We start from the raw sequence: 17,333 nt of genomic DNA on the forward strand, positions 1-17,333 counted from the left end.
TGACGTGGTCAACTAAATTCAGTCACCCTAGTTAAGAAACCATATCTAATGTTTCGGTTCGTTCTTCAAAGTCATTTGGGCTTTGATAATTTAAGTACGAATGTAAGCGACGACTGTTGTACCACATGCAGATGTAATTCATTACATCCTGTTGAGCTTCATAACGCGTTGGGTAATTTTTCCAATGCACGCGCTCTTGCTTCAAACTACCGAAGAAGCTTTCTGCAACAGCATTATCCCAGCAACAACCTTTCTTACTCATGCTACCAATGAAGTCGTTTGACTTGAGCAATCTACGATATTGATGGCTTGCATATTGAACCCCTTGATCTGAATGGATAATCAACCCTGCTTTGGGTTGGCGTTGCCACATCGCCATAGTCAGTGCGTCACAGACAAGCTGCGCTTTCATTCGTGAGCCCATGCTCCAACCAACGACTTTACGCGAATATAAATCAATCACTACCGCCAGATATAACCAACCTTCTGCAGTCCAAACATAAGTGATATCTTGTACCCAAGCTTGATCAGCGGCTTCAACGTTGAAGTTTTGCTCAAGTACATTGGGATAAATAGGCTTGTTATGGTCACTATTCGTTGTTACTTTGTATTTCTTTTTATAACGCACCCAGACATTTGCCTCTTTCATTAACTGTGCTGTTTTGTGACGGCTCACCGGAAAACCGAGTGCATTTAAGACTTTCTGAATACGCCTTTCACCGTAAGTATTATCACTGAAGTGCGCTATGTCCTTGACCCAATCAATCATTTCTTGATGTGTTGGATCCTCTGATTTAGTTGAATATCGCTTTTGATAACTATAGTAATTGTTACTTTTTACACCCAGTATTCGGCACATTACCGCCACAGGCCAGGTCTTCTTGTATTGGGTTATGAACGAGTATTTCACTTCGTTTCTTTGGCAAAGAAGACCGTCGCTTTTTTTAATATTTCACGCTCCATTTCTAGGCGTTTCACTTGCGCTTTTAGCTCTCTGATCTCTTCTTGCTCAGGGGTCAAATTACCATTCCCTCTAAAAGCCTGCCCATCATCATTTTCAGCTTCTTTTATCCACCGACCAAGCATGTTGGGATTTACCCCTAAATTTCTAGAGGCTTCTGCTTGAGAGTAGTTTTGCTCAACAACTAATGCGATGGCATCAAGTTTAAATTCTTTGGAATACTTTTTACGTTTTGTCATTATCGATCTCCAGTTAAGTTGATTATCTCTTAACTGGGGTAGTCGAATCCATTAAACCACGTCAAGCCATTAACTTCGTCAAAATTAGATACCCCACTAAAGCAGAATAATCCTCCAATTATTTCAAAAGTTAAATATAGAGTACCCTTAAAGTCTTCTTCGACTTTTAAGCTCTTAACAAAGCTGATACCACATAAATCGAAATCAAGTTCATATGGCTCACTTAAAAAATGACATTCAACAGTTTCCTCGTATATTTCGCCTTGATTGTGTGTTTGAGCAATAGTTTTTATACCATTAATTTTAATATGATTTTGATAATCTAAAATCATATTTTCATAATAATCAAATACGCTCTCAACAAATACTTTATCTAATTCAGTCGTAAAATTACTCACCGATGATATTGGAAATAGCTTTTTATACAAAAGTTCAGCGGTTATTCGTAAATTTACCCATGAAAACCTATTTTCTAAACCTATACAATGATCTTTGAAATATTTGTAATGATTAAAAAAATTATTAGCTGTGTTGTTCTGTTCAACCAATCGATTACTTTTCGCTTTTTGCTTTGAGGAATGAAATCTATTTATCATCACCGCCAATGTTAGCGGAACAGTTAATAACGCAATAGGGAAAGCGTAGTAACTTACAAACCCAGCTAATGACTCTGCACTAATATGAGGGTTGTAAAGACTTTTTGTTATTAAGTCCGTGGTCAAAATCCAAGAAATCCAGATGATGAAAAATAAAGGAATGAGAACTACCATCCAGAATAGTTTGTTCTCGTGCAGAGCTTTGTCTTCTTCTACTTTAAAGCACTCACCAAGCCACTTTAAAACCCTATTAGTCGTTTCCATATCAGGCCCATTGGAGTTTATTTGTAGACTACTATATTCAAAATAAGCCAAAACACCAAGGGCTGGTTATGATCATACAAACTTACCTAAAAAATTCAATAAACTACTTTGGCTTATCGCAGCAGCCCTAGTTTTATACTGTATCGGTATAACTGCCTATGTCTATTATAGCAACCCAGATAGATACCTATCATCAAACCCAGATGAAGCAAAGGAAGCTTTAGGGCCAACCACTAGAAAGTTCTGGTCAAGCAATTAGCTGAAAACTAAAGGGGTCAAAAACTAAAGGGGTCAAATCTTGACTTCATACATCAAAATCATTGCCTACCTACTTATCCCTCAATCATGCTTTCACTTAACCAAAATATTTAATAACTAGCATAAAAAAGCGTTGCCCTTGAGCAACGCTTTTCTGTATTTGTCTAATAGCTGGTAGCTAATTTACTCTGCCGCTAGCTTATTCTGCTGCAAGATAATCCAAAACCACTTGATGGTGATCTTTAGTTTTAAACTTATCAAATAGGTATTTAATTTTACCGTCTTGGCCTACTAAAAATGTCAGGCGGTGAATACCATCGTACTCTTTACCCATAAACTTTTTGTAGCCCCATACACCAAATGCTTCAGCAATGGCGTGGTCTTCGTCGGCTAATAGGTCAAAATTAAGCTCTTTTTTAGTTTCAAAGTTTTTAAGGCGCTTAATTGGATCTGGGCTAATACCTACAACACGGGTGTTAAATTTAGCAAGCTGTGCTTGCTCATCGCGTAGGTTTTCGGCTTGTACAGTACAACCCGGCGTTGACGCTTTAGGGTAAAAGTACACAAGCACTTGTTGCTCTTTTAACAGCTCGCTTAATGTTACTGTTTCGTCGTTTTGGTTTTGTAGGCTAAAAGCGGGTGCAGTATCGCCTGCTTGTAATGGACTAATTGTGTTCATGTTTAGCATCCTTAACGAATTCGTTTAAAAATATAATCTACGTTTAGTGTGTGAGAAAGGCTCTCAAAACTAATTTTAAATTGATCTATATCTACATCAACAGGTATGTTGAATTCAAGTTCACAACGCATTTTAATGTTGTCTTCTTGGGAATAAGTGTCTGACTTAAGTGAGCAAATACTAATATTATTGTCGGCAAAAAAGCGCGTTACTTTGCTCAATGTGCCTGGGGTGTCTATGCCTGTATATTCTAGTGTGTAACCCGCACAAAACTCGCTAGGAGTATGACTTGCTGTACGCTTCATCATGGTTAGCAGGCCAAGTTCCATGGCTTTAGTTGGTAGTACGTGCTCTATGCGGCTTATTGCCGACATGTCGCCGCTAAGTAGCATTATGAAGGTAAATTCGCAGCCTAAAATAGCAATACGGCTGTCAATAATGTTGCAGTGGCAATCGCTAACCAGTTGGGTTAGTTCACTTACAATACCGGGTCTGTCTTCGCCAATCGCTGTTAAAACAATTTGATGATTTGAAAATGCAGTCATGAGTTCAAATACCTTGTTACTTGGATTATATCAACCGAGTTGGCAACACCAAAAATACATACGAGAAGTTGCACGGCGGCGAAGTTTAACACAAAAAGGGCTCTAAACTACAGCACACGCTAATTAAGCGCTTTTAAAGTGCGGTGTTTCTTGTTTTTACTGGCACGGGAAAGTACCATAGCTAAAATTTGCTTATTTGCGCTTAGTTTTATTGCTAAGTTGAAGTGCTGAACTTTATTGCATTTAGGCAGCCAAATAATAAATGTAAAGTTAATATTGATTTTACACTGAACCAAATCGGCATTACCCACTCATATATTTGTTAAAACAATTAAAGGGTATGCTAAGGAGAAATATCTGTGCAGTATTGGATCCCAAAAGCACTTGCAGTAAGTGTATTGGTAAGTTTATCAGGGTGTAGTGTATTTATTAATAAGGCACATGACGAACGTAACTATCGTACGCATGAGCCTGTAAAAGCACCAACGTCGTTATCTCAACCAGCTCAAGACCCAGTTTATAAAATGGATGTAGGTCAATACGACAACAATCCTGAAGCTACAAATTACCGCCCACCGGCACAAGTATTAACAATTGCTAAAGGCAGTTGGGTAGAAGAGACAGATAAACAAGCGCGTATTTATTTTGATAAAAACGATGGCATTGCTGATTTAGATGAATTTCTTTGGGACACGATTCAATCAGTCCTCGCTGATAACAATGCAGGAACCACTAAAGAAGACAAGCTATTAGGTACTATTGAAACTGATTGGTACTCAATCATTAAAACCGAAGAAGGTTTTTGGTGGTGGGGCGATGAAGTTAACGATGACTTAGAAAAATTTAGATTCACTATTGAAGAAAAGTCACATCAGCGTACTGCGTCTTTACGTGTAGAGCTGATTGATTTTAAAGGCGACCATACGCTAACTGATTTGTTAAAGCAGCAGTTAGAAGTACGTGCGCTTAACCAAGTAGTGAGCGAGTTTGATTACCGTTACCGTCAACTTGAAGTTGATATGCGTAAACGCCAAGGTATTATTTCTCTTGAAATGGGCTTTGATAACAAAGGTAATGCAGCACTTGTAACTGAGCAATCTTACGAAACTGTGTTTGACCGTTTCTCTGGATTTTTAGAGCGCTTGTCGTTCACTATTGTTGAAATTAACCCAGATACTGGCTTAATTACTGCTGATTATACTAAACCTGAAACAAGTGTTTGGGATTCAATTTGGGGTGATGACGTAGCTCAACTACCTATTGATGAAGGCCAATACCAAATTTTAGTAAGTAAAACTAAAGAAGGCGGTACTAGCTTAACGTGGATGGATGACAAAGGCGAAACGCTTGAGCCAGGTACTATGAATGGTTTACAACAAGCATTAGAAGCAGCACTCATTCAGCGCGGCATTAAAATTTAAATAATAATAAGTTTTACCACAAAAAGAGCGCTATGCTCTTTTTGTGGTTTTTATAGGTTAATAAATATGTCTCAGCTACCTCATCGTTCACACTACACGTGGCGCACTTGGTTTACTTTTTTGGTTCCTTCGTTAATTGGTGTGTTTTTATTTATGACACCCATTAGTACCTCGCAAGGGATGACCATTCCTATTGCCGTTATGGCAAAAGCGGTTCAAGCAATGATGCTTGGTTCTGCTCAAGCAATTATTACTCTCATTATTTGTATTACAGGGGTTATTTCTGTAATTACTAAAGTGTTTAAACCCGCCGCTATATGTAACTCACCTTTGTTAAAGCATTTATTTGATGTGAGCTGGACGTGGCTGTTGGTGCGCTTATTTGGTATGGCGTTTGGTTTAATGACGTATTCAGGCATGGGCAGCGAGATGATTATCTCTAGCAGTACTGGCGCACTGGTATTAAATGACTTACTGCCAGTATTATTTTCGGTATTTATTTTAGCGGGCTTATTACTGCCGCTATTAATTAACTTTGGTCTACTAGAGCTTGCTGGTACGTTAATGACTAAAGTAATGCGCCCTGTGTTTGGTGTACCGGGTAGAAGTGCGGTTGACTGTACTGCATCGTGGTTGGGTGATGGCAGTGTCGGTATTTTAATGACTGCAAAGCAGTATGAGCAAAAGCACTATACACAACGCGAAGCGGCTATTATTGGTACTACGTTTTCAGCGGTTTCAATTACGTTTAGTTTAGTGGTGCTTGGGCAAGTTAAACTTGAATACCTATTTGCACCGTTTTACGCAACGGTATGTTTAGCCGGTATTGTTGCCGCTATTATTGTGCCGCGATTACCGCCACTGCGTTTTAAAAAAGATTTACTCATTGATGGCACCGAGCCAGATAGAGACGCTGAAGCAATACCTGATCATAAAAGCTTATTTGGTCACTCATTAGATATAGCACTAGCTAAAGCAGATAATTCAACAGGTGTTAAAGGGACTATAAAAGAGGGCTTACATAACGCGCTTGATATGGTGTTTGGTGTATTGCCTGTGGTTATGGCGGTAGGTACATTTGCACTGATCATTGCTGAGCATACGCCTATATTTCAGTATTTAGGTATGCCGTTTGTGCCATTTTTAGAGCTATTGCAAGTACCCGAAGCAGCAGCTGCCTCGCAAACTATTATGGTTGGTTTTGCTGATATGTTTATTCCGTCAATATTAGCAACGACTATTGAAAGTGATGTAACGCGCTTTATTATTGCAGCAATGAGTGTCACTCAGCTTATTTATATGTCTGAGGTGGGTGCACTTTTATTAGGCAGTAAAATACCGGTAAATATTTTAGAGTTGTTTATTATATTTATTTTGCGAACGCTAATTACTTTACCTGTTATTGCGTTAATGGCGCATTGGTTAGTAGGCTAAATTAACGAAAATATAATTAAGCGAATTGGTATTATTAAAAAAGCCCTGATTAATCAGGGCTTTTTTGTGTCTGTTGTATTTTTAATATTGGCGTTGGGCTTTTTAAACTCCGTTTTTGCAGAGAGTCTAATCAGCGCAATATTACCAATGACAATAGCAAAAACAACGGCGACAATAATTACAATATGCCAAGTTTGCATCGCAGTATCACTTAATATTTAGTACGTTTAAGTGTGACCGTTTTACGCTATAACAGCAATTAAATTACTCAAAACACAATCAATAATTTTAAACGCAATCAATAACTTTAAACACAATCAATAACCTTAAAAACGTCTAGCTACCGAAAGCGTTAAAAAGTTAAGCCCTGGGTTTGGCTCTTTAAAGCCTGCGTTTGAATAGTGAATAACTCTAAGGGCAACGTTAGTATGACCAAAGTCGGCAACAAGACCTATGAGGTCTTCAAACTGGTAGTGAGTACTTATGTTTTTACCGGCAAACTGCGTTTCATCAATCAGTGATACACCAATCCCTGCCTCTACATAAAATGGGGTGTTGTTAAAACTAAATGCAGGAAATTGCAGCACAGGTGACATAGCAAGTACTAGGTTTGATTGTGTTTCATCGCTGTGGCGGTATTCCCACATATTTACGCTGGTTTCAAAGTAAAAGCGTGCATCACCAATTATATTTTGCATGCTAGGTGCATGATACTGATACGCAAGCTTAACGCCGTTTACGTTACCTTCGCCTTTGAGAAAATCAACGGCATAACCGTGGTTCGATTGAGCAAAAGCAAGTTTGCCAAAAAGTGAAGCTACTAATACAAAAGAGATAATAAGTGTTTTAAGTGACGTTTTCATAGGTGCCAAATGTTTGTCTGATTCAAGTGATAACTAAATGATAAGGGCGACCTGTTAACAATTACAATGAGGACAAAATGCCGGTTGTATATGAGCTGTTAATGGAGGTTTCTAACTGCTTGAATTTATTTTAGTTATTTTATTGGTGCGATTTGGGCATTAATAAGTTGCTTATTTGTGCCTTTTTTATTGCGTATAGTTCGCGTAAATTACAGCCATCTTAATCACACAGGCATATACAATTATGAAACTCTTTAAGCTATTCGTTTTAGCCACTGCTTTTTTTAGTAGTTCGTTATTTGCACAAACTCAGCAGTCGCCAGATCAGTTACTTGAATCAGTAGCCGATAAGCTATTTGCAGACATTGGCCAAGTAAATTCAAAAGGCACAGCAAGCAAAGAAGCGATGGCTGCCATTGTTGAAAAACGTTTAATGCCACATATCGATGTTAAGTTTGTGTCGTTTAAATTATTAGGTAAGCACATTAAAGGCATTGAGCGCGAACAGGCTGTTCAATTTATAGATGCAGTAGAGCATTACTTAACAGGCACATACGCTGGTGCACTAATGAAGTACACAGGTCAAAAAGTAGTATTTGAGCGTAATAACGCAAAAAGCGACTCTGAGTACGCAACAGTTAATACACAAATTATTGAGCCAAATGCGCCTACAATCGACTTAAGTTTTAAGCTTCGTTTAGGTAAAAATGATGAGTGGAAAGTATACGATATTGTTGCCGAAGGCATTTCACTATTAAGTGCTAAGCAAAAAGAGATTATTCAACGTATTTCTGAAGTGGGTTTAGATCAAGTTATTAGCGAGTTAAAAAGTAAATAGACTATTTGTCTGGCTCTGATTAAGCCCAACTCCAACCTCAAAAACGGCCAATTACTTATGTACTTGGCCGTTTTTATATTTGTAAGTAAAGGATTGTTGTTATTGCGTAATTTTGCGCTAGCAGCAAAACAAAGGTGTGCTAGAATATCGACACTTTGATTAAGCGTGGTGTCAGCTAAAAACTGATATAACTTACCACCCCCAAGCCACACTGGAGTTGTGTTGTTTTAATGGAAAATGTACTGATTTGGCCAAAGGAATACCCATTACTTATTAAAGGACTGGTAGAACAAAACGGTGCCTTTATTTTAGATGCTTTGGAAGCTTGGCCTGCTTGTCGTTCTACAAATGAAGACGATGGTGTATGCACCACCGTGTTACCGCCTATTTATTATTTGGCATGGCTAACCCCGCTAGAACCATTTGAAGAATGTTACTTTCAACATATCTCTGAATATGACGAAGACGCACAAGCGTATATTAGTGCGGTTAAAAGCCATTACTACGATAATGAATACACCCCTGAAAGCTTAGTACTTATGTTGTGCCAACGCCTTGAAAAATACGCAAGTGTGGCTGCACAAAATACCATAGATACGCCACTGTCTTTAGTCGATTTGTTTTTTAGTAAACGCTATTTCACGTTAATTGAGCATGCGCTAAATAATAAAAGTAAACTTTCGGCAAAAGATACATTAGCCCTTTGGAAAGAAGTTGATTTTAGAGAGCGCTTAAGTGCGTTTATTCCAGAGTCTATTGCTGATTTAGATACTCTTTCTGAACTTGCCAGCGAAAAAGTAGCAGCGGGTAAAGACTATTTTACGTTGCTTACACAGGTTTCTCCTGATGTTGACTCTGTTGTACTGCTAGAAAAAGCATTATTAACGCACCTGCGTAAAAAAACAGCCAAGCAAACAATGGCAATGCGTTTTATTGAGCAAGGCGCTACAGGTGTTCTTGCTGATGAAAACAATAAAACAGCTTTTATGTGGGCCGCCGAAAAAGGCTTTGTAAATGTGGTTGAAACGCTACTTGCAAAGCAAGACAAAAAAGCGGTTGATAATTTAGGTAACACAGCACTTCATTACGCTGTATTTGCTAAAAATGAATCGTTAATGGTGCTGCTGATTAAAGCGGGCTATAACTTTAGAGCGCGCAATAAAGAAGGTTTAAGTTGTTACCGTTTGGCGGTTAGTATTAAAGCTAATAACTTGGTTAAATGCTTAGAGCGTGACTTTGGTATTAAAGAGCTTTCGCCGGAAGGGCAGTTTGATCGTATTAAAAAAGTACATGTGCTGCACGCTATTGTCACTATATTGCTGCCTTTGCAGTTGTTCTTCTTTTTTGATGAAACACTCTCCATTAAAAGTGAGCTGACGCTGAGTTTAACTATGGCGGCAGTGATTTGTTTTTTCTTTGCGACCACTTTAAAACGCTGTGCGTTATATCCACATATTAAACACCCTTGGGGTTTATTTGTGCTTAGAGGCTTTTCGTTTATTAGCTTAATTGCTCAAATAGGGTTGGCGAGTATTGTGGTGCTAGCTGCCTTAAGTGATTTGGTTTAGTCACTTTTAAACAGCTAATAAAAAACGCGCTTAAAGCAATTTAAGCGCGTTTTTTGTATTTATAACCGTTTATGGTTAAGCCTTATTTACCGTGCTCATTTGCTGCTTTTTCTTCAGCTAGTTCTTCTTTAAGCTTACGGATTTTTAAACCTTGTTCTTGTCCGCGGTGTCTTGCGTAGTAAGTACAGCCAATAAACATTGAAGAGGCAAACACAAGCTCTAGCAATACCCAAATTAATTCATCAGGAGCGGCCCACAGCATAGTAAGCCCGTGAATAAAATACAGCATTACAACAAAGTTAGCCCACGCATAAGTGTATGTACTGTCTTTAATTATGCCTCTTAACGGCAGTAGTAACGGAATAATAGGCAAAAATAAAGACACTAAACTCGCATTACCATTTAGAGGTGGCACAAAATACATCCACAGTGGAATAAGAACAAGTAAACCTACATAGCCAAATAGTGCGGCACGCTGAAACTTTACTGTAATCGGCTTTTTAGCTGGGTTGTCAGCTGTATTCATTTAAGTTTTCTCGCAATGTGAGTAAGGCGTTTACCAACGCTTTGGCATATTTTAATTTCGTCTTTGCTTAGCTGTGCACTATTAGCGCTGCCAGCAACGTGTGTTGCACCGTATGGTGTTCCACCTGTTTGTGTTGCAAGTAGTTCGGGTACATCGTACGGCACGCCCATTAGCATCATGCCGTGGTGTAATAGTGGCAGAGATAAGTTAAGTAAGGTTGCTTCATTACCACCATGCATACTGCTTGATGACGAAAACACACATGCTGGCTTATCTATTAGCTGACCTTTTAACCATAAGTCGCTGGTGGTTTCCCAAAAGCTTTTAGCTTGAGAGGCCATCATGCCAAATCGGGTTGGTGTACCAAATGCTAAACCATCGCAATTTATTAAATCATCTTTGGTGATCACAATGTCGTGCGCATTTTTAGCCACAAAGGTGCGAAGCAGTGCTGTAGCACCTTGTTGCTCTATCGACTCTGCTATTTCGTGAGCCATTGTTTCAACTGAGCCATGGCTTGAGTGATAAAGCACCACTATGGTTGCACTCATTATAAAACGCTTAGTACGTTTTCTGGTGGACGACCAATCGCTGCCTTATTGTTATTAACTACAATAGGGCGTTCAATTAGTTTTGGATTTTGTACCATGGCATCTACTAATGCTGATTCACTGCTTTCATCTTTTAAATTAAGCGCTTTGTAGTCATCTTCTTTTGTGCGCATTAATTCACGTACGGATGAAAAACCAAGTTGGATTACAAGCGTTGAAATTTGCTCGTGTGTAAGAGGCGTTTTTAAATACTCTACAACACTTGGCTCTATTGCTTTACTTTGCAGTAGTGCTAGCGTTTCGCGTGATTTAGAACAACGAGGGTTGTGGTAAATAGTAACAGACATAAAATGATTCCAAAGTGTGAATTGCGTCTATTTTAGGGTAAGCGCTTGCAGACTTAAAGTCTTGCAAGCTCTTTTTGTAAAAGTCGATACTGGGTAAGTAGTGCTTTTAAACGTTGTTGCTTTACAAGTTGAGTAGGCTCTACAAAGTTTAGTGCTTTTTGTACTTCGTCTGCGGCTTTTAAATAAGCACCATATTGCGCTAATACATCGGCGTTAGCTTCGTGATAAGAGGCTAATTTATCTTGTTTTTTATACGCGTCTGCAAGGAGTTGTTTGCCTAAGTTATGATCTGGCTTTTCGAGTAAAAAACTCTTTAAAATATTTTCAGCAAGCTCATATTGCTCAGCTTCAAGTGCTGAGTTGGCATAGTTAAGTGTAATTACCTGATTATTAGGGCGATACTGATTTAAATCCGCTAAAAACTTAACGGCTTCGTCTGCCTTTTTTTGTGCAATAAGTAAATCGGTATGGGTATCTATATAAAATAAGTTTTTAGGATCGTTTTTTAAAAGCTCGTCTAATATTGGCGCTGCTTCATCAAGCTTTTTTTGATCAAGCAAGCTTATGGCTAAGCCATACTTTAATGCAGTGTTGTTGTAGGTGTTTTCGCGCAGTAGCTTTCGAAATAGATCTTCTGCGTTTTCTGGTTTGTTGTCATAGCGGGCAAGCACTCGACTTTTTGCTAAATTAAACTCAAGGCTCGCATTCATAAGGCGCACAGGAAATTGCTCTGCACGCAAACGTACATCTGATACACGACTCTCTGGTAATGGGTGAGTTAGCAAAAATGCTGGTGGCTTGTATTTATAGCGAATTTGCGCTGCAAGTTTAGTTAAAAACTCACTCGATGCACGGGGATCAAATCCTGCATTATTAAGTGTTTGCATGCCTATGCGGTCAGCTTCTTGCTCAGCTGAGCGGCTATGCGTTAACTGACTAAAAGCAGATTGTGTTTGGCTGGCAGATATAATGGCAATACCCGCGTCGGGTGCAACAACGGTTGCTAATATACCTGCAATCATACCGGCAATGGTCAGCGCGCTGTTATCTTGTTGCTGCTGTATTCTACGTGCTAAGTGGCGCTGTGTTACGTGAGCAATTTCGTGACCAAGTACCGAAGCAAACTGGCTCTCGTTATCGGCTTNCCCGCCATAAAATGCAAACGCATTTATTTCTGAGTTATTTATCCAAAAAAACGAAAACGGAAAACGTACATCGTTAGCATTAGCAACAAGTTTACGGCCAATAGTTGTGAGGTATTCATCTAGCACAGGATCGTTTATAACTGGCGATGAACCTCGTATTTGCATCATCATTACTTCGCCAATAGCTTGTTCTTTTTCAAGTGGCAGTGCTTGTAATGCAGATGTTCCTAAATCAGGAAGTGTAAAATTTGTTTGCGCTTTTAAAGGTTCGCTTACTAATAAGCTAAACGTAAGCGCGGCACTGCATAAAGTGATAAATGCTGATTTTAGCTGCATTTTATTCCTTGTTAATTTGTTCGCCAATTGCAATTTTGGCTATGTCTATTTCGTCACTGCTTGCACGGCTGTCTTTTTCGCACAATTGGTATAGTTCTTTTATTGTGACTCCATCAAGCTTTACAACGTTCAATTCTCGCTGCAAAAAAGTAATAATTTTATGTACTACTTTATGTGCATGTAAAATAATGGCTTTATCTGCTTTGTCGCCTCGTTCAAAATAAAAGCCAATAAACTTATGTAACTGACTTATTCTGATCAGGTTTTTCATTGAATGCGGATCCCACACTCTAAACTCCATAAAGCGATTGTTTTTTACGTATTGGTCAACAATAACATCTTTAGCATAAGGCTGTGCCCATAGCTCAAAGCCTCTGTCGGTAAAAACTTGGTGCAGCGCAATACGTGGCTTATGTTTAGTGTGTATTACACCAAGGCTGTCTTCATGGCCTTCTAATAAATCTAAGTTCCAATTGCGTTTATCTATAAGTTGTTTAACTGCATTATCGAATCCATGATCTAAAATCCCTTCAGATTCGCTTATTGATGAGGCAACAAGGTGATAAAAAGGAGGTAGTTCGCCCCAATTAATTTGCTTTTTAAACCAATTAATCTCTTTGAGTGTTGGATTACTTGGTAGTTGCGCTTTATTATGCGTGCCAGGCATTAACTTATCCTTACTGCTAGTTATGTTATAAGGATAAACTATTGCAGGTATTGTTTTAACAAAAAGTTACAATGGTTTGGGTATATAAGTATATTGACCGTAAATATGCGACTTATTATTCATTTACTATACGGATAAAGTAGTTATGGTAGAGCGCGATTTAAAAGAGTTTAAATGCCCTCAGCAATTTGTGCAGTTTAAACTTGCGCTACGAAGTGCGCAATCTTCAAAACAACGTATCACTTTTAGTCTTAATAAAGGTGAAAGTGCGAACGATATTGAACGTTTTTTGAAAAAAAATGCTTATAGTTACAATTTTGATAAACAACGTGGGTTGTTATTAGTGGAGCCATTACATGTTTGAATACGTAAAAACATGGTACGAAAGGAAGTTCTCGGATCCTCACTCGTCTACCTTATTATTTTTATTATTGGCCTCAGTGGCCTTACTTTACTTTTTTGGCTCGTTAATTGTTCCTGTGCTTGTGGCATTGGTAATTGCTTATTTACTTGATTGGCCGGTTGTTCATTTAGAGCGCGTTGGCTTAAAACGTTTTACTGCAACGATTATTGTAATGTTGATATTTATTAGCATTATGCTCACCCTTATTTTGGTTATTGGCCCAGTGCTTTGGAAGCAAACCAGTAATTTAGTGCAAGAAACCCCGCATATGTTAGAGCAAGGGAAGTCTTATTTAATGGCTTTACCTGAACAATACCCAAGTTTAATTAACATAGATCAAGTACAAGCTATTGTTGCAACGGTAGAAGCTAAAATCATTGAGTTTGGTCAAACTGTATTGTCGTTTTCACTAACCTCATTAAAAGATGTTGTTGCATGGCTTATATATTTAGTACTTGTGCCGTTACTGGTGTTTTTTATGCTTAAAGATAAGCTGGAGCTAACGGGGAGTATTGCTAAACTGATCCCGCAGCAACGACGCTTGATTTTGCAAGTGTGGCACGAAATGAATCAACAAATTATGAATTACATTCGCGGTAAAGTGTTTGAAATTTTAATTGTTGGTGGTGTGTCTTTTATTGCATTTACTGTTTTAGATTTACGCTACGCCGCACTACTTGGTGTGCTTGTTGGCTTGTCGGTATTAATTCCATTTATTGGCGCGGCACTCGTCACTATTCCGGTAGCGGCAGTTGCGCTGTTTCAGTTTGGATTAGAAACACAGTTTTGGACCATTTTAATTATTTACGGAATTATTCAGGCGCTTGATGGCAACGTACTTGTACCACTGCTGTTTTCTGAGGCGGTTGATTTAAATCCGGTATTTATAATTGTCGCGGTATTATTTTTTGGTGGCTTATGGGGATTTTGGGGCGTATTTTTTGCCATCCCGTTGGCTTCATTAGTAAAAGCGCTAATAACAGCTTGGTCGTCAACACATGAAGAGATAAGTAAAGAGGTCAGTGAATAATTAAGTAAACAGACTTTTAGTCTAAAAAAGAATAGTAAACGCACCTCTAGTGCTAATTGATTATTACTCATTACCTGTAAATTTATGTACTATTGGTAATAAGATATATTTTTTAGTAATAAGGTGCGTTTTTTAATGTCTGAGTTTTTATTGCACGATGAGCCAGTAAAACAAGTTTACCTTGATGCAAACGCAACGACCCCTGTGTTGCCTTGTATTGCTGATGTTGTTTCTCATACCATGCAAATATGTTTTGGTAATCCTTCAAGCCCGCACATTACAGGTATACAAGCCAAGCATTTATTAGAACAAACACGTCAAAAAGCACACACGGTTATTGGCGCAAGTAATGGCGATATTTTATTTACCTCTGGGGCAACAGAAGGCATTCAAACTGCAGTGGTTTCTACGTTAATTGATGCTAAAAAACACCCGATTAAAAACCCCGTATTGTTATATGGCGCTACTGAGCACAAAGCGGTGCCAAATACACTTAAACACTGGAATAGCGTACTTGACGTTAATGCTGAGGTGCTTGCTATTCCGGTTGATAGTAACGGTATTTTAGATTTAGATTTTATAGCTAAACATATAGATAACGCTTTGATGATTTGCACCATGGCCGTTAATAACGAAACCGGTGTATATCAAGATTTACCTGCTATTGAGCAGGTAATTCGTAGNATAAAAATGTATCGTGGATGGTGGATTGCGTGCAGGCGCTCGGTAAACAAGCGCTCGCGCTGAGTGATACAACAGTAGACTACGCACCTTTTTCGGGGCATAAGCTTTATGCACCGAAAGGTATTGGTTTTTTATATATTCGTAGTGGCAGTGCGTATACACCTTTTATAGCGGGTGGCGGTCAAGAAAGTGGGATGCGCTCAGGCACCGAAAATCTACCCGGTATTGCAGGGTTAAATAAGCTATTTAGTATGTTGCTTGATAAATCAGACGATACATTTAAACCAATTAGCGTACTTAATTCTTATCGAAGCCAGTTACAAAGCGCGATAAAAGACACCTTTGGCGATATTACATTCAATCATGATTTTGCTTATAGCGTGCCTACCACACTTAACTTTGCTGTTAACGATTTAACGAGCAAAGAAGTGATTGATTTATTTGACGCTGCGGGCATTCGCGTAAGTGGTGGCTCGGCTTGTAGTACAGGCGCATCAACAAGTTTTGTTTTAGATGCAATGGGTGCAAGTAAGTGGCAAAGCGAAAACGCAATTAGGCTATCGTTTGGACCTGCTGCAACACAACATGATATTGATGATGCTTGTGTGCGTATTCGCGCTCTAAAAGCAATACTACAGGCAAACTGTTTAATCGTATCTGACAGCACCACACCACAACAAGAAGTATGCGCACTGGGCCTTACTCAATTTAGGCACCAAGGTGCGTGTAGTTGGCTTTATGTGAGCGATGATAAACACGCTGTAATAATTGACCCTATTATTGAGCTTATTCCGCGCTTTGAAAAAATAGCTAATACACAAAACTTAACTATATCGGCAGTGCTTAATACTCATCTGCATCAAGAGCGAGAGTCAGCGACTAATTTACTAACCAGCGTTCTTGACTCAAGAGTTGTAAAAGGTGAGGTTGATTCGCTAGGTTGGCCGCTAAATACAGCAAGTATTAACTTGGCAAACGACGTACTTGAAAAAGTAGTTACACCTGGGCACAGCAAAGACAGTGTAAGTTATTTATTAAAAAACAGTAATGGCGAAACGCGTTACTGTTTTTGTGGTGATTTAATACTGCATGCAGGGCTTGGCAATACATCGCTTATAGGTGGGGATGCAAAAGCAATGGCACGCTCTATTTTAGCAATGAGCGAGCAACTTAATAGCACCAGCATTATTTGCTCAGGGCACGACTACCAACAATGTTTTGCCATGAACTGGGCTGTACAGCAAAACCAAACGCCATTACTTGATGCGTTAGTGATCGGCAGTATTTCAGTTGATGAATTTGCAATACAAAAACAGCAGTACGACGCTTCAAAACAAGTAGATAACACGCAATTGTGTGGTTATGTAAATGCGTTACCTGAGGTTGATACACAGCAATTAAATTTTGATGACGCTAAAGTAATGTTAAACACCAGCGATACATATTTAATAGATACTCGGGAGCCGTATGAGCATGGAGCAAATAATGTTGCTCAGTTATTTAATACGCTAGATGAAAAAACATTAAATATACCACTTAGCAGAATGGCAAATGCGGTATTTGAAGGGCAATTAAACAAAAATAACAAGTACATTTTATTATGCCGTAGTGGTAACCGCTCAAAAATTGCTGCAACTAATTTAATGCAACTAGGATACAAAACGGTTTATAACCTAAGTGGCGGGTTAGCGCTTAGTAATTAAACAAAGATTGTAATTTATACAAAATCGGCTTTAGGGCCGATTTTTTTGTTTTTAAGGTTTATTTGCTCGCAAGGTAAACAAGCCCTAGGGCCTGTTGACCTTTCAGGATTAAAATTTGTTCAATCTAGGGGCTATTTAATCGCGGCGTGAGGTTTGTAACCTAGTGGGCTAAGTAAAAACCGAGTAACAAAGAGTAAATTGCCCCTAGGCAGAACCCTTCGGGCAGCGCATGTTTGGCATTTATTCCACGTTATCGCCTATTTATGGGGAATAAC

At 38.7% G+C, this 17,333-nt stretch carries 17 protein-coding genes and 1 pseudogene; 7 read left to right on the top strand and 11 right to left on the bottom strand.

What is annotated here, in order from left to right:
- Window positions 1-31: 31 nt before the first annotated feature.
- From L654_RS0117565 to L654_RS0117585, 4 genes are all read right to left on the bottom strand, one after another.
- Window positions 32-1,200 (bottom strand): IS3 family transposase gene (locus L654_RS0117565; protein ID WP_139016089.1). Its coding sequence is split into 2 segments (ribosomal slippage): window positions 32-924 and window positions 924-1,200, totalling 1,170 coding nucleotides; the frame shifts between segments, so codons are not numbered across the junction.
- 29 nt (window positions 1,201-1,229) lie between these two features.
- A complete protein-coding gene (locus L654_RS0117575) occupies window positions 1,230-2,060 on the bottom strand; it encodes a hypothetical protein (RefSeq protein WP_024608619.1) in 831 nt (276 codons plus the stop codon).
- 457 nt (window positions 2,061-2,517) lie between these two features.
- The gene (gene bcp / locus L654_RS0117580) at window positions 2,518-2,997 is read right to left on the bottom strand and encodes a thioredoxin-dependent thiol peroxidase (RefSeq protein ID WP_024608620.1); all 480 of its coding nucleotides are present in this window, start codon (window positions 2,995-2,997) and stop codon (window positions 2,518-2,520) included.
- Window positions 2,998-3,008: 11 nt separating this feature from the next.
- Window positions 3,009-3,542 carry an ACT domain-containing protein gene (locus L654_RS0117585; protein WP_007583906.1) on the bottom strand — a complete coding sequence of 178 codons (534 nt, stop codon included), beginning with the start codon at window positions 3,540-3,542 and terminating at the stop codon, window positions 3,009-3,011.
- 359 nt (window positions 3,543-3,901) lie between these two features.
- Here L654_RS0117585 and bamC point away from each other — a divergent pair, with 359 nt between their 5' ends.
- Together bamC and L654_RS0117600 are read left to right on the top strand one after the other, a co-directional pair.
- Window positions 3,902-4,963 (top strand): outer membrane protein assembly factor BamC, encoded by a 1,062-nt coding sequence (bamC, locus tag L654_RS0117595; RefSeq protein WP_024608621.1) that lies wholly within the window; start codon window positions 3,902-3,904, stop codon window positions 4,961-4,963.
- A gap of 66 nt (window positions 4,964-5,029) precedes the next feature.
- Window positions 5,030-6,397: a YjiH family protein gene (locus L654_RS0117600; RefSeq protein WP_024608622.1), complete on the top strand. Its 1,368-nt coding sequence runs from the start codon at window positions 5,030-5,032 to the stop codon at window positions 6,395-6,397.
- 53 nt (window positions 6,398-6,450) lie between these two features.
- On the opposite strand, the gene L654_RS1000000127405 is transcribed toward L654_RS0117600, so the two are convergent.
- Together L654_RS1000000127405 and L654_RS0117610 are read right to left on the bottom strand one after the other, a co-directional pair.
- Window positions 6,451-6,597, bottom strand: coding sequence for a DUF2897 family protein (locus L654_RS1000000127405; protein ID WP_007583912.1), 147 nt, complete (start codon window positions 6,595-6,597; stop codon window positions 6,451-6,453).
- Between the two features lie 126 nt (window positions 6,598-6,723).
- A complete protein-coding gene (locus L654_RS0117610) occupies window positions 6,724-7,260 on the bottom strand; it encodes an acyloxyacyl hydrolase (protein ID WP_024608623.1) in 537 nt (178 codons plus the stop codon).
- Window positions 7,261-7,504: 244 nt separating this feature from the next.
- On the opposite strand from L654_RS0117610, the gene L654_RS0117615 reads away from it, so the two are divergent.
- Window positions 7,505-8,098, top strand: coding sequence for an ABC transporter substrate-binding protein (locus L654_RS0117615; RefSeq protein WP_007583914.1), 594 nt, complete (start codon window positions 7,505-7,507; stop codon window positions 8,096-8,098).
- Window positions 8,099-8,328: 230 nt separating this feature from the next.
- A complete protein-coding gene (locus L654_RS0117620; RefSeq protein ID WP_010555074.1) occupies window positions 8,329-9,666 on the top strand; it encodes an ankyrin repeat domain-containing protein in 1,338 nt (445 codons plus the stop codon).
- An 82-nt stretch (window positions 9,667-9,748) separates the two neighbouring features.
- On the opposite strand, the gene L654_RS0117625 is transcribed toward L654_RS0117620, so the two are convergent.
- The 5 genes from L654_RS0117625 to L654_RS0117645 all read right to left on the bottom strand — a co-directional run bounded on the left by L654_RS0117625 (window position 9,749) and on the right by L654_RS0117645 (window position 13,238).
- Window positions 9,749-10,192: a DUF2069 domain-containing protein gene (locus L654_RS0117625; protein ID WP_024608624.1), complete on the bottom strand. Its 444-nt coding sequence runs from the start codon at window positions 10,190-10,192 to the stop codon at window positions 9,749-9,751.
- A complete protein-coding gene (wrbA, locus tag L654_RS0117630) occupies window positions 10,189-10,743 on the bottom strand; it encodes an NAD(P)H:quinone oxidoreductase (RefSeq protein ID WP_024608625.1) in 555 nt (184 codons plus the stop codon). Before wrbA ends, L654_RS0117625 begins: the two co-directional genes overlap by 4 nt.
- Window positions 10,743-11,090: an arsenate reductase (glutaredoxin) gene (arsC, locus tag L654_RS0117635; protein ID WP_024608626.1), complete on the bottom strand. Its 348-nt coding sequence runs from the start codon at window positions 11,088-11,090 to the stop codon at window positions 10,743-10,745. Before arsC ends, wrbA begins: the two co-directional genes overlap by 1 nt.
- Window positions 11,091-11,143: 53 nt before the next feature.
- Entirely contained in the window at window positions 11,144-12,571 is a 1,428-nt protein-coding gene (locus L654_RS0117640) for a M48 family metalloprotease (protein ID WP_024592365.1), read from the bottom strand.
- Window position 12,572: 1 nt separating this feature from the next.
- Window positions 12,573-13,238: a hypothetical protein gene (locus tag L654_RS0117645; RefSeq protein ID WP_024608627.1), complete on the bottom strand. Its 666-nt coding sequence runs from the start codon at window positions 13,236-13,238 to the stop codon at window positions 12,573-12,575.
- A 145-nt stretch (window positions 13,239-13,383) separates the two neighbouring features.
- Here L654_RS0117645 and L654_RS0117650 point away from each other — a divergent pair, with 145 nt between their 5' ends.
- From L654_RS0117650 to L654_RS01000000126345, 3 genes and pseudogenes are all read left to right on the top strand, one after another.
- Window positions 13,384-13,602, top strand: coding sequence for a hypothetical protein (locus L654_RS0117650; protein ID WP_024591004.1), 219 nt, complete (start codon window positions 13,384-13,386; stop codon window positions 13,600-13,602).
- Window positions 13,595-14,671 carry an AI-2E family transporter gene (locus L654_RS0117655; RefSeq protein WP_007581049.1) on the top strand — a complete coding sequence of 359 codons (1,077 nt, stop codon included), beginning with the start codon at window positions 13,595-13,597 and terminating at the stop codon, window positions 14,669-14,671. The genes L654_RS0117650 and L654_RS0117655 overlap by 8 nt, the downstream gene beginning before the upstream one ends.
- A 135-nt stretch (window positions 14,672-14,806) precedes the next feature.
- A pseudogene (locus tag L654_RS01000000126345) lies at window positions 14,807-17,058 on the top strand (aminotransferase class V-fold PLP-dependent enzyme).
- Window positions 17,059-17,333 lie beyond the last annotated feature (275 nt).

The sequence above is a fragment of the Pseudoalteromonas sp. TAB23 genome (genome assembly GCF_000498075.1).
Taxonomy (GTDB): domain Bacteria; phylum Pseudomonadota; class Gammaproteobacteria; order Enterobacterales; family Alteromonadaceae; genus Pseudoalteromonas; species Pseudoalteromonas arctica.